Source organism: Streptomyces xinghaiensis S187 (assembly GCF_000220705.2).
GTDB classification, from domain to species: domain Bacteria; phylum Actinomycetota; class Actinomycetes; order Streptomycetales; family Streptomycetaceae; genus Streptomyces; species Streptomyces xinghaiensis.
Map to the genome: position 1 here is coordinate 2,727,524 of NZ_CP023202.1, position 25,214 is coordinate 2,752,737.

Annotated in this window: 23 protein-coding genes and 1 pseudogene; 9 read left to right on the plus strand and 15 right to left on the minus strand. The window is 72.2% G+C overall.

Annotated features, from left to right (window positions below; translation table 11 throughout):
* Window positions 1–119: 119 nt before the first annotated feature.
* Window positions 120–1,754: a beta-N-acetylhexosaminidase gene (locus tag SXIN_RS11585; RefSeq protein ID WP_019710414.1), complete on the minus strand. Its 1,635-nt coding sequence runs from the start codon at window positions 1,752–1,754 to the stop codon at window positions 120–122.
* Between the two features lie 308 nt (window positions 1,755–2,062).
* Between SXIN_RS11585 and SXIN_RS11590 the strand changes: the two genes are divergently transcribed.
* From SXIN_RS11590 to SXIN_RS11610, 5 genes are all read left to right on the plus strand, one after another.
* Entirely contained in the window at window positions 2,063–2,713 is a 651-nt protein-coding gene (locus SXIN_RS11590; RefSeq protein ID WP_095756953.1) for a 2-oxo-4-hydroxy-4-carboxy-5-ureidoimidazoline decarboxylase, read from the plus strand.
* A gap of 198 nt (window positions 2,714–2,911) precedes the next feature.
* A complete protein-coding gene (gene sdhC, locus SXIN_RS11595; RefSeq protein WP_039822710.1) occupies window positions 2,912–3,292 on the plus strand; it encodes a succinate dehydrogenase, cytochrome b556 subunit in 381 nt (126 codons plus the stop codon).
* 5 nt (window positions 3,293–3,297) lie between these two features.
* The gene (locus tag SXIN_RS11600) at window positions 3,298–3,774 is read left to right on the plus strand and encodes a succinate dehydrogenase hydrophobic membrane anchor subunit (RefSeq protein WP_019710417.1); all 477 of its coding nucleotides are present in this window, start codon (window positions 3,298–3,300) and stop codon (window positions 3,772–3,774) included.
* A 19-nt stretch (window positions 3,775–3,793) separates the two neighbouring features.
* Window positions 3,794–5,548, plus strand: a complete 1,755-nt coding sequence (gene sdhA / locus SXIN_RS11605; protein ID WP_019710418.1) for a succinate dehydrogenase flavoprotein subunit — start codon at window positions 3,794–3,796, stop codon at window positions 5,546–5,548.
* Window positions 5,548–6,321, plus strand: coding sequence for a succinate dehydrogenase iron-sulfur subunit (locus tag SXIN_RS11610; RefSeq protein ID WP_019710419.1), 774 nt, complete (start codon window positions 5,548–5,550; stop codon window positions 6,319–6,321). The genes sdhA and SXIN_RS11610 overlap by 1 nt, the downstream gene beginning before the upstream one ends.
* Window positions 6,322–6,438: 117 nt before the next feature.
* On the opposite strand, the gene SXIN_RS11615 is transcribed toward SXIN_RS11610, so the two are convergent.
* The 3 genes from SXIN_RS11615 to SXIN_RS11625 all read right to left on the minus strand — a co-directional run bounded on the left by SXIN_RS11615 (window position 6,439) and on the right by SXIN_RS11625 (window position 9,916).
* Window positions 6,439–7,998, minus strand: coding sequence for an ABC transporter substrate-binding protein (locus tag SXIN_RS11615; RefSeq protein WP_019710420.1), 1,560 nt, complete (start codon window positions 7,996–7,998; stop codon window positions 6,439–6,441).
* Window positions 7,999–8,213: 215 nt separating this feature from the next.
* Window positions 8,214–9,602, minus strand: a complete 1,389-nt coding sequence (locus SXIN_RS11620; RefSeq protein WP_095756954.1) for a metallophosphoesterase — start codon at window positions 9,600–9,602, stop codon at window positions 8,214–8,216.
* Complete coding sequence (locus SXIN_RS11625) at window positions 9,599–9,916, minus strand: SCO4848 family membrane protein (RefSeq protein WP_238153958.1); 318 nt, start codon at window positions 9,914–9,916, stop codon at window positions 9,599–9,601. The genes SXIN_RS11620 and SXIN_RS11625 overlap by 4 nt, the downstream gene beginning before the upstream one ends.
* Window positions 9,917–10,155: 239 nt before the next feature.
* On the opposite strand from SXIN_RS11625, the gene SXIN_RS11630 reads away from it, so the two are divergent.
* Window positions 10,156–11,529: a D-alanyl-D-alanine carboxypeptidase family protein gene (locus tag SXIN_RS11630; protein WP_420341086.1), complete on the plus strand. Its 1,374-nt coding sequence runs from the start codon at window positions 10,156–10,158 to the stop codon at window positions 11,527–11,529.
* A 103-nt stretch (window positions 11,530–11,632) separates the two neighbouring features.
* Here SXIN_RS11630 and SXIN_RS11635 read toward each other — a convergent pair.
* Both SXIN_RS11635 and SXIN_RS11640 read right to left on the minus strand, forming a co-directional pair.
* Window positions 11,633–12,409: pseudogene (locus SXIN_RS11635) on the minus strand (YihY/virulence factor BrkB family protein); the annotation flags it as partial.
* A 102-nt stretch (window positions 12,410–12,511) separates the two neighbouring features.
* Window positions 12,512–13,141: a TetR/AcrR family transcriptional regulator gene (locus SXIN_RS11640; RefSeq protein ID WP_019710425.1), complete on the minus strand. Its 630-nt coding sequence runs from the start codon at window positions 13,139–13,141 to the stop codon at window positions 12,512–12,514.
* Between the two features lie 69 nt (window positions 13,142–13,210).
* Here SXIN_RS11640 and SXIN_RS11645 point away from each other — a divergent pair, with 69 nt between their 5' ends.
* Window positions 13,211–14,104: an NADP-dependent oxidoreductase gene (locus tag SXIN_RS11645; RefSeq protein ID WP_019710426.1), complete on the plus strand. Its 894-nt coding sequence runs from the start codon at window positions 13,211–13,213 to the stop codon at window positions 14,102–14,104.
* 165 nt (window positions 14,105–14,269) lie between these two features.
* Here SXIN_RS11645 and SXIN_RS11650 read toward each other — a convergent pair whose 3' ends face one another.
* Together SXIN_RS11650 and trpS are read right to left on the minus strand one after the other, a co-directional pair.
* Complete coding sequence (locus tag SXIN_RS11650) at window positions 14,270–14,860, minus strand: 2'-5' RNA ligase family protein (RefSeq protein ID WP_019710427.1); 591 nt, start codon at window positions 14,858–14,860, stop codon at window positions 14,270–14,272.
* Between the two features lie 57 nt (window positions 14,861–14,917).
* The gene (trpS, locus tag SXIN_RS11655; protein WP_039822724.1) at window positions 14,918–15,931 is read right to left on the minus strand and encodes a tryptophan--tRNA ligase; all 1,014 of its coding nucleotides are present in this window, start codon (window positions 15,929–15,931) and stop codon (window positions 14,918–14,920) included.
* Window positions 15,932–16,065: 134 nt separating this feature from the next.
* Between trpS and rocD the strand changes: the two genes are divergently transcribed.
* The gene (gene rocD / locus SXIN_RS11660) at window positions 16,066–17,277 is read left to right on the plus strand and encodes an ornithine--oxo-acid transaminase (protein ID WP_039822726.1); all 1,212 of its coding nucleotides are present in this window, start codon (window positions 16,066–16,068) and stop codon (window positions 17,275–17,277) included.
* A gap of 33 nt (window positions 17,278–17,310) precedes the next feature.
* Here the strand turns inward: rocD and pdxR are convergent, their stop codons facing one another.
* The 6 genes from pdxR to SXIN_RS11690 are packed head-to-tail and all read right to left on the minus strand — an operon-like array spanning window position 17,311 to window position 23,206.
* Window positions 17,311–18,756: a MocR-like pyridoxine biosynthesis transcription factor PdxR gene (gene pdxR, locus SXIN_RS11665; protein ID WP_095756955.1), complete on the minus strand. Its 1,446-nt coding sequence runs from the start codon at window positions 18,754–18,756 to the stop codon at window positions 17,311–17,313.
* A 40-nt stretch (window positions 18,757–18,796) separates the two neighbouring features.
* Window positions 18,797–19,618, minus strand: coding sequence for an IclR family transcriptional regulator domain-containing protein (locus tag SXIN_RS11670; protein ID WP_019710431.1), 822 nt, complete (start codon window positions 19,616–19,618; stop codon window positions 18,797–18,799).
* Window positions 19,619–19,672: 54 nt separating this feature from the next.
* The gene (locus SXIN_RS11675; protein ID WP_019710432.1) at window positions 19,673–20,605 is read right to left on the minus strand and encodes an ABC transporter ATP-binding protein; all 933 of its coding nucleotides are present in this window, start codon (window positions 20,603–20,605) and stop codon (window positions 19,673–19,675) included.
* Between the two features lie 38 nt (window positions 20,606–20,643).
* Window positions 20,644–21,423, minus strand: a complete 780-nt coding sequence (locus SXIN_RS11680) for an ABC transporter permease (RefSeq protein ID WP_019710433.1) — start codon at window positions 21,421–21,423, stop codon at window positions 20,644–20,646.
* Entirely contained in the window at window positions 21,420–22,238 is an 819-nt protein-coding gene (locus SXIN_RS11685; protein ID WP_019710434.1) for an ABC transporter permease, read from the minus strand. The genes SXIN_RS11680 and SXIN_RS11685 overlap by 4 nt, the downstream gene beginning before the upstream one ends.
* A complete protein-coding gene (locus SXIN_RS11690) occupies window positions 22,235–23,206 on the minus strand; it encodes an ABC transporter substrate-binding protein (protein WP_019710435.1) in 972 nt (323 codons plus the stop codon). The genes SXIN_RS11685 and SXIN_RS11690 overlap by 4 nt, the downstream gene beginning before the upstream one ends.
* Window positions 23,207–23,655: 449 nt before the next feature.
* Between SXIN_RS11690 and SXIN_RS11695 the strand changes: the two genes are divergently transcribed.
* Window positions 23,656–24,099 carry a carboxymuconolactone decarboxylase family protein gene (locus SXIN_RS11695; protein WP_039822738.1) on the plus strand — a complete coding sequence of 148 codons (444 nt, stop codon included), beginning with the start codon at window positions 23,656–23,658 and terminating at the stop codon, window positions 24,097–24,099.
* A gap of 146 nt (window positions 24,100–24,245) precedes the next feature.
* Here SXIN_RS11695 and SXIN_RS11700 read toward each other — a convergent pair whose 3' ends face one another.
* Window positions 24,246–25,208 (minus strand): ABC transporter substrate-binding protein, encoded by a 963-nt coding sequence (locus tag SXIN_RS11700; RefSeq protein WP_019710437.1) that lies wholly within the window; start codon window positions 25,206–25,208, stop codon window positions 24,246–24,248.
* Window positions 25,209–25,214: the final 6 nt, after the last annotated feature.

The following is a 25,214-nucleotide window of genomic DNA, read 5'->3' on the forward strand; positions in this document are numbered from 1 at the left end:
GCACCCACCTCAGTTCGGTCCGGCCCGCACCCCGGGCCCTGTCAGCCGCCCGGGCCGCGCCCGCCTCGGCCCAACCTGCCCCGAGCCCGTCCGCCGCCCGGTCCGTCCGACCGGCCCGGTCAGCCGCCCGGCCTCTCCTCCCGCTCCGCCTCCAGCCGGTCGGCGAGCTTCCGGAACTCCGTCCAGCTCGCGGACGGCTTCCGCGGGTCCCACAGCTTCTGCGCGACCGCCCGCAGCGGCATCCGGATCCCGGTGGCCACCTGGGCCTCCGTCTGGGCGCCGGCCAGATCGCACCAGACGGCGAGCCGGCCGCCGAGCACCCGGTCCGGGCCGGACAGCGCGGCCGGCACCGGCTCGGTGCCGCGCAGCACGGCGGGGGTCCAGCTCTTGTAGATCCGCTCACCGGTGGGATAGGTGAACTGGTTGGGCTCTCCGAGCACGTAGTACAGATACTCGTCGTTGAGGTTGACCAGCTTGCGGCCCTCGCGGAGGTACTCCGCCGGCGGCCGGGCGCCGATCTCCTTGCCGGTCCAGTACTCGACCTCGATGTCCTCGTCGGGCCGTACGGATCCGCCGCTGAAGAAGCCGTCGTTCCACGCCTTGGGCCGCTTGCCCTCCTTCCGCACCGTCTCGGCGCGGTCGTTGAGCCAGGCCGTCGCCAGGTCCTGGACGCGCCCGGCCGAGCCGTAGTCGCGGCGGGCCTGCGCGGCGAGGCCCGGGTAGGCGGCCTCGGGGTTCTCGGCCATCAGCGCGCGGTACTCGTCGGCGCCGAGGTGGAAGTACCGGCCGGGGAAGACTCCGGAGTACTCGCGCAGCAGGTCGTCGACGAGCTCGGCCGACCGCGGCTTGGTGATGTCGATGGCGCCCCGGACCGGTACGCCCTGCGCGTTGCGCAGTTGCAGGTCCGGATGCGCGCGGAGGACGGCGCCGAGGTGGCCGGGCGAGTCGATCTCGGGGATGACGGTGACGTGCAGCCGCTCCGCGAGGTCGAGGATCCGCCGCAGCTGCTTCTTGGTGAGGTGCTGCTCGGAGACGATCTCGGGGTGCGAGTCGCTCTCGATGCGGAAGCCCTGGTCGTCGGAGAAGTGCAGACCGAGCTGGTTGAACTTGAGGTCGGCGATCTCCCGGATGCGGGCCTCGATCCACTCCGGGGTGAAGTGCTTGCGCGCGATGTCGAGCATCAGTCCGCGCTGGGCGCGGTCGGGGCGGTCGTCGACGGTGCCCTCGGGGACGGTGCCCTCGGTGCGCAGGACCTGCAGCACGGTGCGGGTGCCGTAGAAGACGCCCGCGTCGGTGGAGCCGGTGATCCGGACGCGGCCGTCGCGGGTGGTGAGCCGGTACGCCTCGGCGCCGCCTTTCTGCTCCCGGTCGATGGCCAGTTCGAGGTCGCCGCGCCGGGCCGGGCCGTCGTGGCGGGGCAGGTCCAGCTCCGCGGCGACCGTCCGGGCCTCGTCGGCCAGCGGACCGTCCGGGTCGGCGACGACGCGGCTGCCGGAGCCGGGCCGCCAGCCGGGCCCCCGGCCGCTCTCGAACTTCCGTACGGCGGGGATGGTCACGGGCGGGGACGACGGTGGATAGGAGCGGGTGGCGGTGGCCGCCGGTGACCTCTCGTCGGTACCGGTTCCGTCGGCCGGTCCGTCCGAACATCCGGCCAGCAGGACCGCCGCGACCGTCACGGCGGTCCAGGCGGGCGGCCGCCGGCGGATTCCCGGCGCGGGGAGCGGCCGCCGGGCCGCCTTCGGCGCGGAGAGCATGGGCAAGGGAAAACCTCCTCGTTCACCCGCGAAGGTAAGGCCCCGCACGGGCTTTCCCGTCCCTCACACGCGCGGGCGGCCCGGACCGGGCGGGCGCCTCCTCCGCCGGGCCGACCGGCCGGCCCGGAGAAAGCGCAGGTCGGACCGGGTGGCCGCGGCCGGTGGGACCGGCCGCGCGGAGCCGGCATCAACGCCACGTCAAAACCCTCCCCCGGTGGGTGAAATTCGCGCATCTGTGGCATGGCGGCCATCACCGCCCGCTACGGTTGCTCTCTCGCCCCATCGCGCCGCCCGGGCTCACCGCGCGGGTGCGCGCACCGCGTCATCTCTCGCACCTCACCTCCCCCGGCCCTGCCAGGGGGCTCCCAGAGGAGTCCACCGTCTTCGGCCTCGACCACTTCAACGCCCAGCCACCCGACACCGCGGAACACGCGCTGCTCGCCTGCTGCGGCAGCCGCCGCTGGGCCCGCAGCCTCGCCGGCCACCGGCCGTACCCGGATGTCGCCGCGCTGCTGGCGGCCGCCGACGAGGCGAGCTACGACCTCTCCCCGGCCGATCTCGCCGAGGCTCTGGCCCGGGAGTCCGCGCCCGGGCTGCCGGGGCTCCCGCTGCCGGGGCTCCCGCTGCCGCGCGCCCGCTCGGGCGAGGAGCGGCAGCCCGCCCTGGCGGGCCCGCGGGACTCCTGCCGCGGGAGCGGGCAGCCGGACGCCGTCCCGCCCCGGCGGCCGGGCGTCCTGGCGGCGCACACCGCGCTGCGCGCCGCCCACGCCGCGTACGAGAGCCGCTTCGGCCACGCCTTCGTGATCTGCCTGGACGGCGTGGACCCGGCGGAGTCGCTGGACCATGTGCTGGCCGGCCTCCGCACCCGGCTCGGCCACGAGCCGGAGAAGGAGCGGGCCGTGGTGGCGGAGGAGCTGCGCCGGCTGAGCCGCGGCAGGCTCGCCCGGCTCATGGCCTGAACGGCTCGCCCCGGGTTTCCGGCCGCCCTTCGGGCTCCCGGTAGCCCGTACGTGCCTGTTTGATCACACCTGAGGCCCCCCGTGGGAGTGATCAGGTCCGGCGTGGCTACGATGGCCGGGGCCGGTGGACCGTACCCGGCCGGGCCATACCGACATCCGAGCCGGCAGGCCCCAGTCCCGCTTCCGGAGGGTAAGTCCGTGCCGGCTGGAACGCTTTACCGCGGCCGGGAAGGCATGTGGAGCTGGGTGGCTCATCGAGTCACCGGTGTCCTCATCTTCTTCTTCCTGTTCGTCCATGTGCTCGACACGTCCCTCGTCCGCGTCTCCCCCGAGGCGTACGACGACGTGGTCGCGACCTACAAGACTCCCCTCGTCGCCCTGATGGAGTACGGCCTCGTCGCCGCCATCCTCTTCCACGCGCTGAACGGCCTGCGGGTCGTGGCGGTGGACTTCTGGTCCAAGGGCACCAAGTACCAGAGGCACATGCTCTGGACGGTCATGGCCATCTGGATCGTGCTGATGGCCGGGGCCCTGTACCCCGTCCTCGGCCACGCCGCGAGCGAAGTCTTCGGGAGCTGAGCACCATGGCAACCACTGAGAGCTCGTCCGTCGAACTGACCGGCAGCAGTGCCGGCTACAGCCCCGAGAACCCGGCTCCGGTCATCGAGCCGCCGCGGGCCCGCACCCAGAAGACCCCGCGGGCGTCCCGGACCAACTTCGAGATGCACGGCTGGCTGTTCATGCGGCTGTCCGGCATCGTGCTGGTCGTCCTCGTCATCGGCCACCTCGTTCTCCAGCTCGTGCTGGACGGCGGCGTGCAGAAGATCAACTTCGCCTTCGTCGCCGGCCGCTGGGCTTCGCCGTTCTGGCAGATCTGGGATCTGACCATGCTGTGGCTCGCCATGCTGCACGGCGCCAACGGCCTGCGGACGATCATCAACGACTACGCCGAGCGGGACACCACGCGCTTCTGGCTGAAGATGCTGCTGTGGACCGCCACGGTGTTCACCGTTCTGCTGGGCACGCTGGTGATCTTCACCTTCGACCCGAACATCCGCTAGAGCCGGGGCTGACGAGACCATGAAGATCCACAAGTACGACACCGTCATCGTCGGCGCCGGTGGCGCGGGCATGCGCGCGGCCATCGAGTCGACCAAGCGCAGCCGGACCGCGGTGCTGACGAAGCTGTACCCGACGCGCTCCCACACCGGCGCCGCCCAGGGCGGCATGGCCGCCGCCCTCGCGAACGTCGAGGAGGACAACTGGGAGTGGCACACCTTCGACACGATCAAGGGCGGTGACTACCTGGTCGACCAGGACGCCGCCGAGATCCTGGCGAAGGAGGCCATCGACGCGGTCCTCGACCTGGAGAAGATGGGCCTGCCGTTCAACCGCACGCCGGGCGGCACCATCGACCAGCGCCGCTTCGGCGGCCACAGCCGCAACCACGGCGAGGCGCCGGTCCGCCGCTCCTGCTACGCCGCGGACCGCACCGGCCACATGATCCTCCAGACGCTGTACCAGAACTGCGTCAAGGAGGGCGTGGAGTTCTACAACGAGTTCTACGTCCTGGACCTCCTCCTCAACGAGACGGACGGGGTCAAGCGCACCGCGGGCGTCGTCGCGTACGAGCTGGCCACCGGCGAGATCCACGTCTTCCGGGCGAAGGCCGTGATCTTCGCCTCCGGCGGCACCGGCAAGTTCTTCAAGGTGACCTCCAACGCCCACACCCTGACCGGTGACGGCCAGGCCGCCGCGTTCCGCCGCGGTCTGCCGCTGGAGGACATGGAGTTCTTCCAGTTCCACCCGACGGGCATCTGGCGGATGGGCATCCTGCTCACCGAGGGCGCGCGCGGCGAGGGCGGCATCCTCCGCAACAAGGACGGCGAGCGCTTCATGGAGAAGTACGCGCCCGTCATGAAGGACCTCGCCTCGCGCGACGTCGTCTCCCGCTCGATCTACACCGAGATCCGCGAGGGACGCGGCTGCGGCCCCGAGGGCGACCACGTCTACCTGGACCTGACGCACCTGCCGCCGGAGCAGCTGGACGCCAAGCTGCCCGACATCACCGAGTTCGCGCGGACGTACCTCGGCATCGAGCCCTACACGGACCCGATCCCGATCCAGCCGACCGCGCACTACGCGATGGGCGGCATCCCGACCAACGTCCAGGGCGAGGTGCTGGCGGACAACACCACCGTCGTGCCGGGCCTGTACGCGGCCGGCGAGGTCGCCTGCGTCTCCGTGCACGGCGCCAACCGGCTGGGCACCAACTCGCTGCTCGACATCAACGTCTTCGGGCGCCGGGCCGGCATCGCCGCCGCCGAGTACGCCGCGGAGCACGACTACGTCGAGCTGCCGGAGGACCCGGCCGCGCAGGTCGTGGGCCAGGTGGAGCGGATGCGGAGCGCCACCGGCACCGAGCGGGTCACCGAGATCCGCAAGGCGCTGCAGGAGACCATGGACACCAACGTCATGGTGTTCCGCACCGAGCAGACGCTGAAGACGGCGGTCGAGGAGATCGGCGCGCTGCGCGAGCGCTACCTCAACGTGTCCGTGCAGGACAAGGGCAAGCGGTTCAACACCGATCTGCTGGAGGCCCTGGAGCTGGGCAACCTGCTCGATCTGGCCGAGGTGACGGCCGTGTCCGCGCTGGCCCGCAAGGAGTCCCGCGGCGGTCACTACCGCGAGGACTTCCCCAACCGCGACGACGTCAACTTCATGCGGCACACCATGGCGTACCGCGAGGTGGGCGAGGACGGCACCGAGTCGATCCGGCTCGACTACAAGCCGGTCGTGACGACCCGCTACCAGCCGATGGAGCGTAAGTACTGATGAGCACCGCAACGCTCGACAAGCACGAGCCCCAAGACGCGCCGGCTTCCGCCACGGCCGCGGACCTGATCACGGTCACCTTCCGGATCCGCCGGTTCAACCCGGAGGTGTCGGCCGACGCGAGCTGGGAGGACTTCCGGTTCGAGATCGACCCGAAGGAGCGGGTGCTCGACGCCCTCCACAAGATCAAGTGGGAGCTCGACGGGACGCTGACCTTCCGGCGCTCCTGCGCGCACGGCATCTGCGGCTCGGACGCGATGCGCATCAACGGCCGCAACCGGCTGGCGTGCAAGACGCTGATCAAGGACATGAACCCGGAGAAGCCGATCACGGTCGAGCCCATCAAGGGCCTGGCGGTCCTGAAGGACCTCGTGGTCGACATGGAGCCGTTCTTCCAGGCGTACCGGGACATCATGCCGTTCCTCGTCACCAAGGGGAACGAGCCGACGCGCGAGCGGCTGCAGAGCGCCGAGGACCGCGAGCGGTTCGACGACACCACCAAGTGCATCCTGTGCGCCGCGTGCACGTCGTCCTGCCCGGTGTTCTGGAACGACGGGCAGTACTTCGGCCCGCAGGCGATCGTGGGCGCGCACCGCTTCATCTTCGACTCGCGCGACGAGGGCGGTGAGCAGCGGCTGGAGATCCTCAACTCCAAGGAGGGCGTCTGGCGCTGCCGCACCACCTTCAACTGCACCGAGGCCTGCCCGCGCGGCATCGAGATCACCAAGGCCATCCAGGAGGTCAAGCGGGCGCTGATCACGCGCCGCTTCTGAGCCGGCCGGCCGCCCGCTTCCGGGCGGCCCCGGGTGAAACCGACCGGGCCCGGTCCGTACGTGCGAGACGTACGGACCGGGCCCGTCGGCGTGCCGGGGCGGGTCCCGGAGCGCCGGTCAGATCCTGCTCAGCTCCCAGAGCCGCCAGGCCCCGCTGCCGTCCGACAGGTACTGGTAGCCGGCGACGCCGTCCGTGCTGAGCACGAAGTCCTTGCGCTCCCAGAGCGGGATCAGCGGCACGTCCTCGGCGACGATCTCCTGGATCGCCGCGAAGTCGCGGGCGGCCTCGCGGCGGTCGGTGGTGCGCTGGGTGGCGCGGATGAGCCGGTCGACGCGGCTGTCGCGGTACTGGTTGTGGAAGGCGGAGCCGGAGCCGACGACCGGGGTGACGAAGGTTTCCGGGTCGGGGAAGTCGGCGACCCAGCCGATGCAGTAGGCGTCGTACTTGCCCTCGGCGAACCCCTTCTGGAACTGTGCCCACGCGTGCCGGGTGACCTCGACCTCGAAGAGCCCGGTCTCCTCCAGCTGGTCGCGGAGGAGTTCGGCCTCGGCGTCCGTGGCGGAGCCCTGGGAGTAGGCGATGCGGAACCGCACCGGGGTCTCGATGCCCGCATCCTCCAGCAGCTGGCGCGCCCGGTCCGGGTCGGGCCTGGGGTCGTTCTCGAAGAACGAGGTGGTGTGGCCGTTGACGCCGGTCGGGATGAGTGAGTACAGCGGTGTGACGGTGCGGTCGTGGACGTCCCGTGCCAGGGCCTGCCGGTCGATGACGGCGGCGACGGCCTGCCGTACGGCCGGCTCGCTCAGCGGGGCGTTCCGGCGGAGGTTGAACACCAGCGAACGGGTGGCGTACGCGGTGTTCTCCTCCACGTTGACGTTGCGTGTGCCGGCTTCGACGACGGAGGTCAGGGCCTCCGGCGGCAGTCCGCGCGCGGCGACGTCGATCTCCCGCTTCTGCCAGGCCTTCTCGAGTTCGCCGGGGCTGTCGTAGTAGCGGATGGTGACGCGGTTGCCGAGGCTTCCGAGGGCGCCCCGGTAGCCGGTGTTGGGCACCAGCCGGGCCTCCCGGCCCTCCGAGTAGGCGTCGATGCGGTACGGGCCGGAGCCGTTGGCGTCGCCGTCCTCGCGCAGCCGGTCCTTCTCGTAGGTGGCGGGGTCGACGATCGACCCGGCCCCTGTCGCGATCTTGAACGGGAAGGTGGCGTCGGGCGACCGCAGGAAGAAGGTGACGGTGTTGTCCCGGGCCTTCACGGAGCCCAGGGTGTCCAGCAGCGGCATGGGGCCCTGGGGGCTCTTGATGCGGCGGATGCGGTCGAAGGAGAACTTCACCGCCTCGGCCGTCAGGGGGTTGCCGTTGGCGAACCGCAGGTCGGAGCGGAGCTCGCAGGTGTACTGCAGCAGGTCGGCGCCGGTGAACTCACAGCTGCGGGCGGCGTCGGGGACGGGCTCCTCCTTGCCGCGCTCGAAGGTCAGCAGCGACTGGTAGAGGTTGGAGTAGACCGCCCAGGAGCCCGCGTCGTAGGCGCCCGCGGGGTCGAGTGAGGAGACGGTGTCCGTGGTCCCCACGAGGATCGGTTTCTCGCCTTTCTCGTAGGCCTCCAGCAGTCGGATGCCGATCACGCCGAACGTCACGGACACCGCGACGATGATCGCGACGATCCGGAATTGGAACCACTCCACGGAAGCCCTCCCACGGCACACCTGCTCCACCGGTGGAAGGGCGCAGAGCGCCCCTGCCCCCCATCCGGTGATCTGCATCACTTAAACACAGTGTGCAGTCAGCGCATAGCCGTATGCGCCCAAGCATTTTCGGGCTCCGCGGGAGATCAAACCTGATAGTCAGATTTGGTCAAATTCGATCATCGGCGATCTATCTCGATCAGCAGGGACCGCCATCAGGCCTGTGGTGAGGCCAGAGTGACCACAGTGATGTCCGATTCGGCCCCCACCCGGACCGGCGGACCCCACGCGCCCGCCCCGCGCGTCACATAGAGCTGGGTGTCGCCGTAGCGTTCCAGCCCCGCGACGGTCGGATTGGCGAGCGCGGCGAGGTACTCCCCGGGCCACAGCTGACCGCCGTGGGTGTGCCCGGAGAGCTGCAGGCCGACGCCGTGCTTCACCGCCTCGTCGATCACCACCGGCTGGTGCGCGAGGAGCACCGAGGCCCGCGCCGGGTCGCGGTCGCCCAGCGCCCGGCCGAAGTCGGGGCCCTCCCCCGCCGCGCCCTCGCGCTCCGCCGCCGGGTCGTTGACCCCGGCGAGGTCGAAGCCGGGCAGCTCCACCCGGGCGTTCTCCAGCGGATGGACCCCAAGCTCGCGCACGAAGTCCACCCACTGCGCCGCACCGGAGAAGTACTCGTGGTTGCCCGTCACGAAGAACGAGCCGTCCCGGGACCGGAGACCGGCCAGTGGCTCGGCGGCCGGGCCGAGATCGGCGACCTCCCCGTCGACGAGATCCCCGACGACCGCGACCAGGTCCGGCCGCGTCCGGTTGATCGTCTCCACGATCCGGCGGGTGTGCGCCCGGCCGAGGACCGGGCCGATGTGGATGTCGCTGACCACGGCTATCCGGTAGCCGTGCGCGGAGCGCGGCAGCTTGGCGAGCGGGACCGTGATCCGCTTGACCGAGGGGCCGTTCAGGACGTCCAGGGTGCCGTGGCCGACCGTGCCCAGCGCGGCCGCCGAGGCGGCGACGGCCACCGTGCGGGCCACGAACAGCCTCCGGCTGGGGGCGGGAGGGGCCGGCTGGGCGGACCCTTCCGGCGGGGCGGACGGGGCGGACGCTTCCGGGCCGGCCGCCGGGGCGGCGGGGGCGGAACCGGCGGCCCGCGGAGCCGACCCGGTGGGGCCGGCGGCACCGGCGGAACCCGTCGTCTCGCCCGCCCCCGCCCCCGCCGGGGCCGCGACGGAGAGAGCCTCCGGGGGTGCGGGCACGGGCTCGCCCGCGGCGGCGGGCCGGGCCGCCCGGTCCCGGGACCGCAGCAGGCGGTGGAGCAGCGGCCGCACCGCCTCGCCGGCCAGCAGGGCCAGCGTCAGATAGAGCACCACGGCCAGCCACAGATAACCCGGCCAGGCCAGCACCTGTTCGACGGCGAACGGCGCCCCGGCCCGGCCGCTCATCAAGGCGGCGACCGTGGTCAGGGGCAGCAGCACGGCCGCCGCCGTGCCGATCCGCCGCCCGGCGCCGCCCGGCGCCGTCGTGTCCCGGACGATCCGCCGCCACAGGTACCAGTGCACGCCCCCGAACAGGCCGAGGATCACCAGCAGGACGAGGAGGAAGGTCACGTCCTGCTCCCGGTGCCCGGCGCCGCCACGTCACCGCGGCCCGCGTCCTGCCCGCTCCGCCCGGCCCCGGCGTCCGCGACGGCGCGCCGGGCGCGGACACCGCGCAGGCCGATCAGGCCGACCGCGGTCCCCAGCAGGAGGGAGGTGACGGCGAGCAGCAGATGCACCCAGAAGTACGCGGTCGGCTCACCGGCGTCGTCGAAGGCCAGTCCGCTTCCGTTCCCCCAGAGGTTCCGGGCGAAGGTGGTCCAGATGAACCAGCTCCACACCCCGAAGGCCAGCAGGAACCAGGAGGACCTGCGGCCGGGCGGCATCGGACGGGAGGTTGCGGACGGGGAGTCCACGGCAGAACGCGACATGCGTTCCAGTATCACCGGCCCCGCGGCACGCCCGCCGCCCGGGGCGGTACGGCCGTCCGGACTCCACCGGCCCGCGGGTTTCCGGGGCGTGGCGCAACTCGGCCACCGCGGTGTGCCGTTGGCGGGCGGCACACGGTACTTTCACGGTCGTGCCTGCTCTCGTACCGGGCGTATCCGCCCGCCGCCCCGCCGCACTGTCGCGCGGACTGATACCGGCCGTCGCGGCCGCCCTGCTGCTGTCCCCCCTCTCCGCCGGGCCCGCGCTCGCCGCGGACGGGGACAGCGGGAAGCCGAAGGAGCCCGAGCCGCCCGCGCGGATGTCCGAGATCGGCGGCGAACTGCTCGGCCGACCCGGCACCCAGGTGCGCCCCGGCCCCGGGGTTCCCGCGCTGCCCGCGAAGCTGACCGGCCGCTCCTGGATCGTCGCCGACGCCGAGTCGGGCGATGTGCTGGCCGCGCACAACGCGCACTGGAAACTGCCGCCCGCGAGCACCCTCAAGATGCTGTTCGCGGACACCCTGCTGCCGAAGTTCGACAAGAAGCAGGAGCACAAGGTCCTCCGCACCGAGCTGGAGGGCATGGGCGCGGGCAGCAGCGCCGTCGGCATCAAGGAGGACCTCACCTACACGGTGCGCGATCTCTGGCTCGGTGTCTTCCTCCGCTCCGGCAACGACGCGGTGCGCGTGCTGGCCCACAAGAACGGCGGCATAGACAAGACCGTCCAGGAGATGCAGGCGCGGGCCGAGGAGCTCAACGCCCTGGACACCACCGTCGTCAGCCCCGACGGCTACGACGCCCCCCACCAGTTCAGCAGCGCCTACGATCTGACGCTCATCGCCCGCTCCGGGCTGCAGAACGCCGACTTCCGCGAGTACTGCTCGACGGTGAGCGCCGACTTCCCCGGCACGTGGAAGACGGACAAGAAGACCAAGAAGAAGAAGCGCGAGACCTTCACGATCCAGAACACCGACCGGCTGCTCACCGGCGACTACGACCTCACTCCGTACCAGGGCGTCGCCGGGATCAAGAACGGCTACACCTCGAAGGCCGGCTGGACGTTCACCGGGGTCGCCCAGCGCGGTGAGCGGGTGCTGCTGGTCACGGTGATGAACCCGTCCTCCGAGGAGCACAACGCGGTCTACAAGGAGACCGCGAAGCTCTTCGACTGGGGGTTCAAGGCGGCCGGGAAGGCGGAGCCGGTGGGCACGCTGGTACCGCCCCGCGGCGCCGAGCCCACCACGGGCGAGGCGGGCGGCACCGACGGCGCGCGGCCGGAGGACCCCGCGGAGGCCGGGGTCGCGGCGCAGCGGACGCCGGGCGGCTCGGCCGGGGTCGGCACGGTGCTGGGCCTCATGGGCGCGCTGCTGGTGGTACTGGCCGCGGCGGGGCTGCTGGTTCACCGCCGCTGGCCGCTGCCGGAGCGGGCGGGGCGCCATCCCGGGGAGACCCCGGGCGCTCCGGGCGCTCCGGGGGCTCCGGGGGGCGCTCCGCGGTCCCGGACGCCGTGGAAGCTGCGGAAGCTGCGGAAGCCACAGAGGCCGGGGAAGCCGGAGGAGCCGCGGGGCTGATCCCGGTTCCGGAGGCCGTCGGGCCGGCGGGGCGGGGGAGTTCGGTCGCCGTCCAGGCGGCGCAGTACAGCAGCAGCCGGGCCATGAGGCTGATCCAGAGCAGCAGGGCGACCGGCACGCCGAAGGCGCCGTACATGCTCTTGCCGGCCACACCCTGCAGATAGCTGCTGAGCAGCAGCTTCAGCAGTTCGAAACCGACCGCGCCGATCAGTCCGGCGAAGATCACGGCGCGGCGCTCCGGGTGCACCTGCGGCAGCCTGGTCAGCAGATACGACAGCATCAGGAAGTCCGCGAGGATCCCGATGCCCAGTCCGGCGAGGAAGAGCAGCACGCTGCCCACGCCGCCCTCGTCGAGCCCGAGCCGTCCGGCGGCCCAGCCGACGGCACTGCTGGCGAACGCCGAGCCGGCCACGGCGCACAGCCCGGTCACCGCCAGGCCCAGGAGCACGGCGATGTCCTTGAGCCGGAGCACCACGGGGTTGCCGGGGTCCTCCTCCTTCAGCCAGACGGTGCGCAGGCACTCCCGGAGCGAGCCCACCCAGCGGGTGCCGACCACCAGCAGCACACTGCCGGAGATCAGGCCGACCGCGCCGGCGTTCGTCACCAGCCCGGCCAGGTCGAGCCGCTCGGCGGAGAGGGGCACCTGCTCGGCCACCTGCCGCTGCAGTTCGCGCACCTGGGCCGGGCCGAGGAGCGCGGCGGTGATCGAGGCGCCCAGGCTGAGCAGCGGGAAGACCGCGATGAAGCTGAAGAAGGTGATGGCCGCGGCGAGGCGGTCCCAGTGCACCTCGTCGAGCCGCTGATAGGCGCGCCCGGCGTGCGTCCGCAGCAGCCGGGTGGCGGCGGGGCCGACCACGGGGAGTCTCTTCAGCCAGTCCATGGCGGTCGCCTACCCCCTCCGGCCGCCGGCCGCGCACGGGGGCACCGGGAAACCTGAACGGTGCGCCGCCTCAGCGCGCCCGGTGGTCCGGGTGTGCGGGGCTCATCCGCGGCCCGCCCCCGCCGTTCCCGGGGGGACGGGGGCCGGTGTCCGCTCCGGAGGGCGTGCGGCCTCCCAGGCCGCCTCGATCATCCGGAAGATCTCGTCCACCGCGGCCTCCGGATCGGTCGCCTCACGGGCCAGGGAGAAGGCGTCGACCACGAATCTGGCGATCGTCCGGCAGGCCGTGGTGGTCCGGGGCGGGCCGGGTTCGCCGGCGATGGCCGCGGCCAGCGACTCCGCGTGGCGGAGCATCATCGACTCCTCGTACTCCCGCAGGGCGGGGGTCTCGTCGACCATGCGCCAGACCGGGGCGGCGCCGTCCGCCGCGCAATGGCGTACCAGGGCCTGGATCTCGCGGCGCAGCGCGGGGATGAGCGGCTCGTGCGGCGCCCGGCCGGTCACCGCCTGCCGGAGGCGTTGCTCGAAGTCCTCGTCCTGCTCGAACACCAGGGCCTCTTTCGAGGCGAAGTGCGAGAAGACCGTGGTGACGGCCACGTCGGCCTCGGTGGCCACGTCACGGATGCCCACCGCGTCGTACCCGCGCTCCAGGAAGAGCCGCAGGGCGGTGTCGGCGATCTTCTGGCGGGTCGCGGCCTTCTTGCGCTCACGGCGTCCGGTCGGCTCGGTCATGGCCTGAAACTATCAGATACAAATCTGTAACCGTTCAATAAGACTAACGGTTAGTGTTACGGTATCGGCATGAAGAAAGTGAGCTTCGCCGAATTCGGCGGTCCCGACGTCCTGCGCCTCATGGATGCCGAGGAGCCCCACGCGGGCCCCGGCCGCATACGCATCGCCGTACGGGCGGCGGGCGTGAACCCCGTCGACTGGAGGATCCGGGAGGGCCAGTTCCAGCAGATCAGTCCGCTCGCGCTGCCCGCCGGAGTCGGTCAGGACGCCGCCGGGGTGGTGGACGAGATCGGCGAGGGCGTCAAAGGGGTCGAGATCGGCGACCCCGTGTTCGGCGTTGGCACCGACACCTACGCCGAGTTCGCCGTGCTGTCGGCCTGGGCCCGGGTGCCCGGGGGCCTGACCTTCGAGGAGGCGGCCGGGTACCCCTCGGTGATGGAGACCGCGCTGCGCATCATCCGCGAGGCTGGTGTGACCCCCGGGCAGACGCTGCTCGTCAACGGCGCCTCCGGGGGCGTCGGATCGGCGGTTCTGCAGATCGCCCGCGACCGCGGCATCACGGTGATCGGCACGGCCGGGGCCGCGAACCAGGACTATCTGCGCGGCCTGGGTGCCGTCGCCACGACGTACGGCGAGGGCTGGGCCGAGCGGGTGCGGCGGCTGGGCCGTGTCGACGCGGCTCTCGATCTGGCCGGCTCGGGCGTGCTCCGCGAGCTGGTCGAGCTGACCGGGGATCCGCAGAAGGTGATCACCATCGCCGATCCCGCGGCACGAGAACACGGTGTCCGGTTCTCCGGAGCGGCCGGGAGCATGACGGACGCGCTCGCCGAGGCCGCCCGCCTCATCTCCGAGGGCGCGCTCCACATCCCGGTCGAGAGGTCGTACCCGCTGGCCGAGGCCGCCGCGGCGCACATCGACAGCCAGGCCGGTCACACGCGCGGGCGCCGGGTCATCACCGTCTGAGCCGGTTCGCACGCGGCGAGGACCCGGCCGGTCAGGGGGTGCGCCGGCGGCCGGGCTCAGCGCCCCCCTTCCCGGCCTCGCCTCCGGAGCTCCCCGGGGGCGGGGCCGTCCGCGTCCGCGGGGGCGTCCTCCGGGGACGGGGGCGGGACCTCGCGCGCGGCGTCCTCAGGGGCGCGGAAAGGAGGCGGCTGCCGCGCCGGCCGGGGAGGGGCGCACCTGCCGGCCGGAGGCCGTGGCGTCCCGGCCGAAGGGGTACTCGCACAGCATCCGCCACTGCCCGTCCGTGCCCTGTTCGTAGAGGGCGAAGCCGGAGGCGAGCCAGGCGGCGGTGTAGTCGGCGAGCTCCACCAGGGCCCGGTCCATCGCCGTGTCGGCGATGCCGTGGGCGACGGTCACATGCGGGTGGTACGGGAACTGGAGTTCCCGTACCACCGGGCCGGAGCGCACCAGTTCCTGGAGCTCGGAGCACTCCCGCATGCCCTCCGCCAGCTTGACGTAGACCACGGGCGAGACCGGCCGGAAGCTGCCGGTGCCCTCCAGCCGCATCGCGAACGGACGTCCGCCGGCCGCCACCTCCGCGAGATGGCGGCGGAAGTCCGGCAGCAGGGCGGCGTCGACCTCGGTGGGCGGAAGGAGGGTGACGTGGGTCGGGATGTGGTGCGCGGCGGTGTCCCCGAAGCCCGCGCGCCGCTCCTGGAGCTGGCTGCCGTACGGCTCCGGGACCGCGATCGAAACGCCGAGCGTTACGGTCCCCACGTCGTTCTCCTCTGCTGGTGTCGTTGTCCCGGACGTACCGGCTCCTTCGGGGCTCGCTCAGTGCTTGGCGGGCAGGAAGCCGACGCGCTCGTAGACCCGCGCGAGCGTCTCGGCCGCCACGGCGCGGGCCTTCTCCGCACCTTTGGCCAGGATTGAGTCCAGCGTCTCCGGATCGTCCAGATATTCCCGGGTGCGGTCGCGGAAGGGGGTCGCCCACTCCGTGTACACCTCGGCGAGGTCGGTCTTGAGCGCACCGTAGCCCTTGCCCTCGTACCGCTGCTCCAGGTCCGCCACGGTGGCGCCGGTGAGCGCGGCGTAGATGGTGAGGAGGTTGCTGACGCCGGGCTTGTTCTCCTCGTCGTAGCGGATCACCGTGTCGGTGTCGGTGACCGCGCTCTTGATCTTCTTCGCGGAGGCCTTGGGCTCGTCCAGCAGATTGACGATGCCCTTGGGGGTGGAGGAGGACTTGCTCATCTTGAGCGCCGGGTCCTGGAGGTCGGTGATCCGGGCGGTCTCCGGGACGATGAAGGCGTCGGGGACCTTGAACGTCTCGCCGTAGCGGCCGTTGAAGCGCTCGGCGAGGACCCGGGTCAGCTCCAGGTGCTGCCGCTGGTCGCCGCCGACCGGGACGGCGTCCGACTGGTAGAGGAGGATGTCGGCGGCCATGAGGACCGGGTAGGTGAAGAGGCCGACGGTGGTCCGGTCGGTCCCCTGCTTGACGGACTTGTCCTTGAACTGCGTCATCCGCGAGGCCTCGCCGAAGCCCGTCAGGCAGTTCAGCACCCAGCCGAGCTGCGCGTGCTCCGGGACGTGGCTCTGGATGAAGACCGTGCAGCGCTCCGGGTCGAGGCCGGCGGCGAGCAGCTGCGCCGCGGCGACCCGGGAGTCGGCGCGCAGCGCCTCCGGGTCCTGGACGACGGTGAGCGCGTGGAGGTCCACCACCATGTAGAACGCGTCGTGGGTGTCCTGCTGGGCCACCCACTGGCGGACCGCGCCCAGGTAGTTCCCCAGGTGGAACGAACCGGAGGTGGGCTGGATACCGGAGAGCACACGAGGTCGATCAAGGGCCATGGGCCCATTGTCTCAGGTGTGCGAGGGCTCCCGGTCCCCCGATCCGGAAGCCGCTCGGAGAGATTGTTTCGCCCGGTGGCCGATCAGCGATAGAAAGAGTTCGCATTCCCCCCGGGCCACCGAATGGAGAAGCCGTGACAGCGCGTACGGAACGCAGTATCGCCGCCGCAGAGGCCCACAGCGCACGGAATTACCACCCGCTGCCCGTCGTCGTGGCCACCGCCGAGGGGGCCTGGGTGACGGACGTGGAGGGGCGGCGGTATCTCGACCTGCTGGCCGGCTACTCGGCACTCAACTTCGGCCACCGGCATCCGCGGCTGATCGCCGCGGCCCGGGAGCAGCTGGACCGGGTCACCCTCACCTCACGGGCCTTCCACCACGACCGGTTCGGCGACTTCTGCGAGCGGCTGGCCGAGCTGTGCGGCATGGACATGGTGCTGCCGATGAACACGGGTGCGGAGGCGGTGGAGACGGCCGTGAAGACGGCCCGCAAGTGGGGCTACCGGGTCAAGGGCGTGCCGGACGGGCGGGCCAGGATCGTCGTCGCCGCGGACAACTTCCACGGCCGCACCACCACCATCGTCAGCTTCTCCACCGACCCCGAGGCCCGCGCCGACTACGGCCCCTACACCCCCGGCTTCGACATCGTCCCGTACGGGGACCTGGCCGCGCTGGAGGCGGCGATCGGCGAGGACACCGTCGCGGTGCTGCTGGAGCCGATCCAGGGCGAGGCGGGGGTGCTGGTGCCGCCGGAGGGCTATCTGGCGGGGGTGCGGGAGCTGACCCGGGCCCGGAACGTGCTGTTCGTCGCGGACGAGATCCAGTCCGGGCTGGGGCGCACCGGCCGCACCTTCGCCTGCGAGCACGATGGTGTCGTCCCGGACGTGTACCTGCTGGGGAAGGCGCTGGGCGGCGGTGTGGTGCCGGTGTCCGCGGTGGTGTCCTCGCGGGAGGTGCTGGGGGTGTTCCGGCCGGGCGAGCACGGTTCGACGTTCGGCGGCAACCCGCTGGCCTGCGCGGTCGCCCTGGAGGTCATCGAGCTGCTGCGGACCGGCGAGTACCAGCGGCGCGCGGCGGAGCTCGGCGGGCATCTGCACCGGGAGCTGGAGGCGATGGCCGGTGAGGGCCTGGTCGAGGCGGTACGGGGCCGCGGGCTGTGGGCCGGTGTGGACATCGCCCCGCGGAACGGCACCGGCCGGGAGCTCTCGGAGCGGCTGCTGCGGGCCGGTGTGCTGGTGAAGGACACCCACGGGGCCACGGTCCGTCTCGCGCCGCCGCTGGTGATCTCCAAGGAGGACCTGGACTGGGGGCTGGACCGGCTCCGGGCCGAGCTGCGGGCGGCCTGAGGGCGGGGCGGTGCCCGGGTTCCGGCCGACTGCTCAGAGTGCCGGTGGCAGGACGCGGCACAGGGCGTCCACGGCGGCCGTGAAGGCGTGCTCCGGCGGCGTGCCGTAGCCGACGACGAGGCCGTCGGGGCCGGGCACCGGGACGGGCCCCGGGTCGGGCCCCGGGTCGTGGCGGTAGCGGCTGAGGCCCTCCAGGGCTAGGCCCTCCCAGGCGGCGGCCCGCAGTACCCGCTCCTCGGTGCCGGGCGGGAGTTCGAGCACGGCGTGCAGGCCGGCCGCGATGCCCGTGACGGGGATGTGCGGGGCCCGCTCGGCGAGGGCCGCGACGAGCCGGTCGCGGCGCCGCCGGTAGCGAAGCCGCATGGAGCGCAGATGGCGGTCGTAGCCCCCGCCGGTGATGAACTCGGCCAGGATCAGCTGGTCGGGGGTGCCGGTCATCTCCTCGGCCGGGTTCTTGGCGGCGAGGACCTCGCCGACCAGGTGCTGCGGCAGCACCATCCAGGCCAGCCGCAGCCCGGGGGCGAGGCTCTTGCTGGCCGTGCCGAGGTGGACGACCCGTTCCGGGTCGAGTCCTTGCAGCGCCCCGACGCGCCGGCAGTCGTAGCGGAACTCGCCGTCGTAGTCGTCCTCCAGGACGAGACCGCCGGTGCGGCGGGCCCAGTCGACGACGGCGGAGCGGCGCTCCGGCGAGAGCGGCATCCCGGTGGGGAAGTGGTGCGCCGGGGTGAGCAGCACGGCGCCGACGTCCCGCCGGTGGTCCAGCTCCCCGACCCGGGTGCCCTGTCCGTCCTTCGGCAGCGGTACGGTGCGCAGCCCCTCGCCGCGGATCAGGGACCAGTGGAAGTCGAGCCCGTAGGAGTCGACGGCCACGGCCTCCGCGCCCATGGCCCTCAGCGCGCGGCTCAGCAGCATCAGGCCCTGGACGAACCCCGCGCAGATCACGATGCGTTCCGGGGCGGTGCGCACGCCGCGGGCCCGGGCGAGGTAGTGGGCGAGGGCGTGCCGCAGCTCGGGCCGGCCGGCCGGGTCCCCGTATCCGAAGGCGTCGGCCGGGGCCGCGGCGAGGGCGCGGCGGGCGGCGGCGAGCCAGGCGGCGCGCGGGAAGGCGGAGAGGTCGGGTGAGCCGGGCAGCAGGTTGTGCACCCGGCGGCGCGGCGTCCGGGCGGCCGGGACGGAGCGGCCGGCGGGCGGCGGTACGGGGTCGGCGCGGAGGGCGACGCGGGTGCCGGAGCCCTGGCGGGCGGTGAGCCAGCCCTCGGCGACGAGTTCGCCGTAGGCGCCGGCCACGGTGTTGCGGGCGAGGCCGAGGTCCGCGGCGAGGGAGCGGGAGGACGGCAGCCGGGTGCCGGGGGCGAGCCGGCCGCCGCGCACGGCCTCGCGCAGGGCGGTGATGAGGGCGTCCCGCACTCCGGCGCCGCCCGGGGCCGGGAGGTCCAGGTGCAGATCGGAGCCGGTGGCGGCGGGCCTGGGTTCCTCCATGGCCCCGGACCCTACCGGGGGCGGCCGGGGCGGCGTCGGTTCAGGACCGGCTGTTCTTGTGCAGATCGGCCTCGATGCCCGCGGCGGTGTCCAGCAGGACCGGCACCAGGTCCTGCCGGATCGACTCGGGGGTGGCCCGGCTGGCGTGGGTGGAGACGTTGATGGCCGCGACCACGCGCCCCTGCTCGTCGTGGACCGGCGCGGCGACCGATATCAGGCCGAGCTCCAGTTCCTGGTCGACGATGCTCCAGCCCTGGGCGCGCACCGTCTCCAGCTCGGCCGCCAGGTCCTCCCGGGAGGTGATCGTCCGGGGGGTGAGCCGGGCGAGTGCGGCGCGCTCCAGGAACGCCTCCCGCTCCGCGGGCGGGAGCCCGGCGAGCAGGACCCGGCCGAGGGAGGTGGCGTAGGCGGGGAACCGGGTGCCGATGCTGATGGACACGGTCATGATCCGGCGGGTGGGCACGCGGCTGACGTACACGATGTCCTCGCCGTCGAGGACGGCCGCCGAGGAGGACTCGCGCACGGTGGCGACGAGCTGTTCGAGGTGCGGCGCCGCCACGTCGGCCAGCGAGAGGCTGGACAGATACGGGTAGCCCAGGTCGAGGACCCGGGGGGTGAGGCGGAACAGCCGGCCGTCGGAGCGCACGTAGCCGAGATCGGCCAGGGTCAGCAGGAAGCGGCGGGCCGCGGCCCGGCTCAGGCCGGTGGCCTTGGCGACCTCCGTGAGGGTCAGTTCGGGTGTCTCGGCGCTGAACGTCCGGATCACGGCGAGGCCGCGTTCCAGCGACTGGACGAAGTGCGGGCCGCGCCCGCCGTCCGGGCCGCCGTCCGTACCGCTGCTGTCCGTACCGCTGTCCGTCATCGTTCTCCTTGCCCCGTTGACCTGCGCGGATCCCGCGCAGATCCCGGGCGGACGTTAGGACTTGGCCGATTCCGGTGTCAAGCCGGAGCTTTTCACCGTCTTCGCGTCTTCTCCGGACTCTCCGGGCTCTCCGGCTGCCCCGGATTCTCCGGCCTCTCCCCCTCCTCCGGGCGCCGCGCCCTTTCCGTGTCCCGCGGTTCCGCTCCCCGGCTCCGGCGCGGCGCCGTTCTTCGCGCGCTGGATCTGCTCGTAGACGTGGGCGCGCAGTTCGCCGAAGCGGGCGCTGGAGCGGGTGTGCAACTGGTCGCGCTCGTCGGGGAGGTCGATGACGAGTTCCTCCTGCACGACGGTCGGCGACTTGGAGAGGATGATCGTCTTCTGGCCGAGGTAGACGGCCTCGTCGATGTCGTGGGTGACGAAGAGCACCGTGACCCCCAGCTCGTGCCAGAGCCGGCGGATGAGGTCCTCCAGTTCGGCGCGGGTCTGCGCGTCGACGGCCGCGAACGGCTCGTCCATCAGCAGCACCTGTGGCTCGTACGCCACGGCGCGGGCGATCGCGACGCGCTGCTGCATACCGCCGGAGAGCTGCCAGGGGTACGCGTCGCGTGCCTCGGAGAGGCCGACGAGCTCCAGCGCGTGGTCGACGAGTTCCTCGCGGCGCGCCCTGGACATCTTCTTGCGGCGCAGCGGCAGGCCCACGTTGTCGTGGACGTTCATCCAGGCGAAGAGGGAGCGGCCGTATTCCTGGAGGACGACGGCCATGCCCTCCGGCGGTCCGGTCACGGGGCGGCCCCGCAGCAGCACCTCGCCGCCGGTCGGGGCGAGCAGCCCGGCCATGCACTTGAGCAGGGTGGTCTTGCCGCAGCCGGACGGGCCGACGAGGCAGACGAGTTCGCCGGGCGCGATGTGGAAGGTCAGGTCGCGGACGGCCTCGACGGTGCGGCCGCGGGCGGTGTAGGTCTTGCGCAGACCTCGTACGTCGAGCATCGACGCCTCCTTGGGGGAAACGGGCAGCCGGCCGCCGGTCATGACGACCTCTGGGCCCGGCGCAGGCCGTGGTACCAGGCGAGGGCCCGGTTCTCCACGAGCCGGAAGAGCAGGGAGAGCAGGAATCCGAGGATGCCGAGGAGCAGTACGCCGCTCCACATCTCGGGGATGGCGAAACTGCGCTGGAACTGGACGACGGTGAAGCCGAGGCCGTTGCTCGCCGCGAACATCTCGCTGATGACCATGAGGATGATCCCGATGGAGAGCGCCTGGCGCATACCGGTGACGATCTGCGGTCCGGCGCCGGGGAGCAGGAAGTGCCGGAGCCGGGCGAAGCCGGTGATGCCGAAGGCGCGGCAGGTGTCGCTCAGGACCTCGTCGGCGGAGCGGACGCCCTCGACGGTGTTGAGCAGCACCGGCCAGAGGCAGCCGCTGGCGATCACGAGGACCTTCATGGTGTCGCCGATGCCCGCGAAGAGCATGATCACCGGGACGAGGACGGGCGGCGGGATGGCCCGGAAGAGTTCCAGGACCGGTTCGAGGACGTCGCGCACGGCCGGCTTGGTGCCGATGAGCACGCCGAGCGCGATGCCCGCGGCGGAGGCGAGGAGATAGCCCTCCGCGAGCCGGACGAGGCTGGGCAGCACGTCGGTGGCGAGCCGCTCCCCGGTCCAGACGGTGCCGAAGGCGGCGAGGATGTCCCGCAGCGCGGGGAAGTAGAAGTCGGTGCTGTCCGCCGTGGTGAACCACCAGACGGTGAAGAGGACGGCGGGCAGGCCGAGGACGGTCAGCGCCCGTTTGGCGGCCGACAGGATCACGGTGCCTCCTTGCCGCGGACCGACTGGTGCCAGAAGAGGGTGCGCCGCTCGACCGCGCGGGCCGCGAGGTTGATGGCCACGCCCAGCAGTCCGGTGACGAGGACGAGGGCGTAGACCTCGGGGACGGCGCCGGAGTTCTGCGCGACGGCGATCTGCTTGCCCAGGCCCGGGGTGCCGATGATGAGTTCGGCGGTGATGGCGAGGACGAGCGCGACGGCCGCGGCCAGCCGCACCCCGGTCATGACGTAGGGCAGGGCCGTGGGCCACAGCACGTACCGGACGCGGCCCCAGCGGCCGAGCCGGTAGCTGTGCGCGGTGTCGTCGGCGACCGGGTCGACGTCGTGGACCCCGGCCAGCACCTGGACGAGGACCTGCCAGAAGGCGGCGTACACGACGAGCAGCAGGGTGGAGCGGAGGTCGGTGCCGTAGAGCAGCACGGCCACCGGGATGAGCGCCACGGACGGGATCGGCCGCAGGAACTCGATGGTGGAGGCCGTGGCCGCGCGCAGCACGGGGACGGAGCCGATCACGATGCCGAGCACGACGCCGGCGGCGACGGCGACGGCCAGGCCGAGCGCCCAGCCGGTCAGGGTGTCGCCGAGCGCGGTCCAGAATCCCGGCTCGCCGAGAAGCTGGGTGAACGCGCCGAGGATGGAGGTGGTGGTGGGCAGGTAGTCGGCGGAGACGAGGCCGGTGAGCGGCAGCACCTGGAGCAGCGCGGCCAGGCCGGCGAGCCCGGCCAGGCCGCGCAGCACCGGGCCGAGGCGGCCGGGGCCGGCCGGCCTCGTCTCCCCGGGCAGGGTGGTGGAGGTCATCGGAAGAGAGCGTCCAGATCCGGGGCCTTGGTGAATACGCCGTCGTTCTTGCCGAGTTCGGCCAGCTTCTCGATCGAGGCACGGTTGGCCTCGGTGGGCCAGCGCGGCAGGGTCAGGGACTTCGCCAGCTCGGCGTCGATCTTGGTGTAGGTGGCGAGGATGTCGCGGACCTCGTCGGGGTGTTCGTCGGCGTACCGCAGGGACTCGTTCATCGCCTCGGTGAACTTCTTCACCAGCTCCGGGTCCTCCTTGGCGATCTCGGCGGAGGTGAAGTACGTGGCCACGGTCAGGTCCGGGGCGGTGTCGACGAAGTTGGAGGCGATGACGCGGGCGCCCTGGGCCTTGGCGATGGAGAGCGCGGGCTCGACCAGCCAGGCGGCGTCGACCCGGCCCTCGGAGAGGGCGGCGGGCATCTGGTCGAAGGCGAGTTCGGTGAACTCGATGTCCCCGGGGTCGCCGCCGGCCTTGCGCACCGACTCACGGACGGTGGTGTCGCCGATGTTCTTCAGCGTGTTGACGGCGACCTTCTTGCCGGCCAGGTCCTCGGCCGACTTGAGCGCGCTGTCCTCCGGGACCGCCACGCCGCCGAAGTCGGCGCCGTCCTTGCCGGTGGAGGCCACGCCGTTGGCGACCGACTGGATCGGCACGCCCTTGGAGTGGGCGACCATCAGCGAGGTCACGTTGGAGAAGCCGAACTGGAACTGGCCGCTGACCACGCCGGGCACGATGGCCGCGCCGCCCTGGCCGCTCTCCAGCGTCAGGTCGATGCCCCGGTCCTCGAAGAAGCCCTGCTTGTCGCCCAGGTAGATCGGGGCGACGTCGAGGATCGGGATGACGCCGACCTTCACCTGCGCGGTGCCGCCGTCCCCCGCCTCGGCGTCGTCGCCGGAGGAGGCCGAGGAACCGCATCCGGCCAGCGCGACGGCGGTCGCCGCCGCGATGACGAGTCTGGAAAGCCGGTGGTGCATAAGGACTCCCGGGTGTGAGGGGCCGGCGGAGACCGGTGACCCTGTAGTTGTTCGCTATGCGCACGAGTGTGCGGAGAGTGAAACGAACGTAGGCTGTGCATCGGAAGGCGTCAATGGGTGCGGCAGAGCCGTTTCCGAACCGCCGCCCGACGTCCGCCCGACGCCCGTCCGGATGTCCGTCCGATGTCCGCCCGCCGCCGGATGTGCTGCCGGAACCGCGGCGGACCCGTCGTGATTGGCCCGTGCACAGAGCGGTGAAATGGCCCATACACCTGAGCCACTCGGCTCGTACCGTTCCTGTCATGACGAACACGACGACGGAGACGCAGAGCCGCACGGACGGCACCGGGGGCACGGACGGCGCGGGGGCCGGGAGCGGCGCGGCACCGGCCGGCACGGCGGAGGGCAGGGCAGCGGGCAAGGCGGGGGGCAGCCTCGGCGGGCCCCGGATGAACCTGCCCAAGCTGGCCCCCGGCGTCTACCGGGCCATGGTGGCCCTCGACCGGGCCGCCTCCGAGGGCGTGGACCCGGTGCTGGCCGAGCTGGTCAAGATCCGCGCCTCACAGCTCAACCACTGCGCCTTCTGCCTGGACATGCACATCAAGGACGCCCGCGCGGCCGGTGAGCGCGAGGACCGCATCTACCTGCTGAACGCCTGGGAGGAGGCCACCGGCTACTACACGGAGCGGGAAAGGGCGGCACTCGCGCTCACCGAGGCGGTCACCCTGCTTCCCGGCGGCGTCCCGGACGAGGTGTACGAGCGGGCCGCCGGGCAGTTCGAGGAGGCCGAACTGGCCCAGCTCATCGCGCTCATCCTCACCATCAACGCCTGGAACCGGATCGCCGTGACCACCCGGGCCCTGCCGGGCGTCTACCAGCCGGGCCGCCACTGACGGCCCCCGCGGCCGGCGCCTCCCGCAACGACGGCGCGGGCCGGGCCACCGGTCTCCCGGCGGCCCGGCCCGCGCCGTCTTCCGCACCCCGGCGGCTCCGCGGCCGGCGAGGGCTCGCGGAGGCGGGGGTTACGGCATCGCAGGGGTTACGGCATCCAGGCCTTCCAGACGTCCGGGTTGGCCTTCGTCCACTTCTCGGCGGCGGCCTCCGGCGACATCTTCTCGCCCGCGATCATCTTCGCGATCTCGTTCTGCTGCTCGGTCGTCAGCTTGAGGTTCTTCAGGAACTCGGCCGCCTCGCCGCCGTTCTCGGCGAAGTCGGCGTTGAGGAACTTCTGCAGCGGGGTGTCCGGGTAGGCGCACGCGACTTTCTTCGGGTCCTTGTCGCAGCCCTCCTTGTACTCCGGCAGCTCCACCTCGACCAGGTCGATCTCGGCGTTCAGCCACTGCGGGGTCCACCAGTACGTCAGGAAGGGCTTCTTGTCCTTGACGTTCTTCCGGATCTCGGTGATCTGCGCGGCCTCGCTGCCCGCGTAGACGGCCTTGAAGTCCAGGTCCAGGTTCTTGATGATCGCTTCGTCATTGGTGACGTAGTCGGGCGAGCCCTCCAGGATCTGGCCCTTCGAACCCGTCTCCGAGGTGCTCAGCTCGTCGGCGTACTTGTTGAGGTTCTTCCAGTTGGTGACGTCCGGGTTCTCGTCGGCGAAGTACTTGGGGACGAACCAGCCGATGTGCCCGGTGACGCCGAGGTCACCGGCCCGGACGACGGTCTTCTTCTCCTCGATGTACTTCTGCTCCTGCTCGGGGTGGCCCCAGTCCTCCAGGATGGCGTCGATGTTCCCCTTGCTGAGCGCGTCCCAGGCGAGGACCTCGCCCATCTGCTGCGCCTTGACCTTGTAGCCGAGTTCGCTCTCCAGCAGGTGCTTGGCCACGGCGACGTTCGCCTCGGCGCCGACCCAGGACGGCACGGTGAGCCGGACGGTCTTCTTCCCGCCGCCCGCAGAGTCCGGCGCGCCCGTGTCGGCGGCGCCGCACGCGCTGAGCAGCAGCATCCCGCCCGCGACGGCGACGGCGGTGGCGGTTCTGCGGGTTCGTTCGGTGGTGCGCATAAGAGG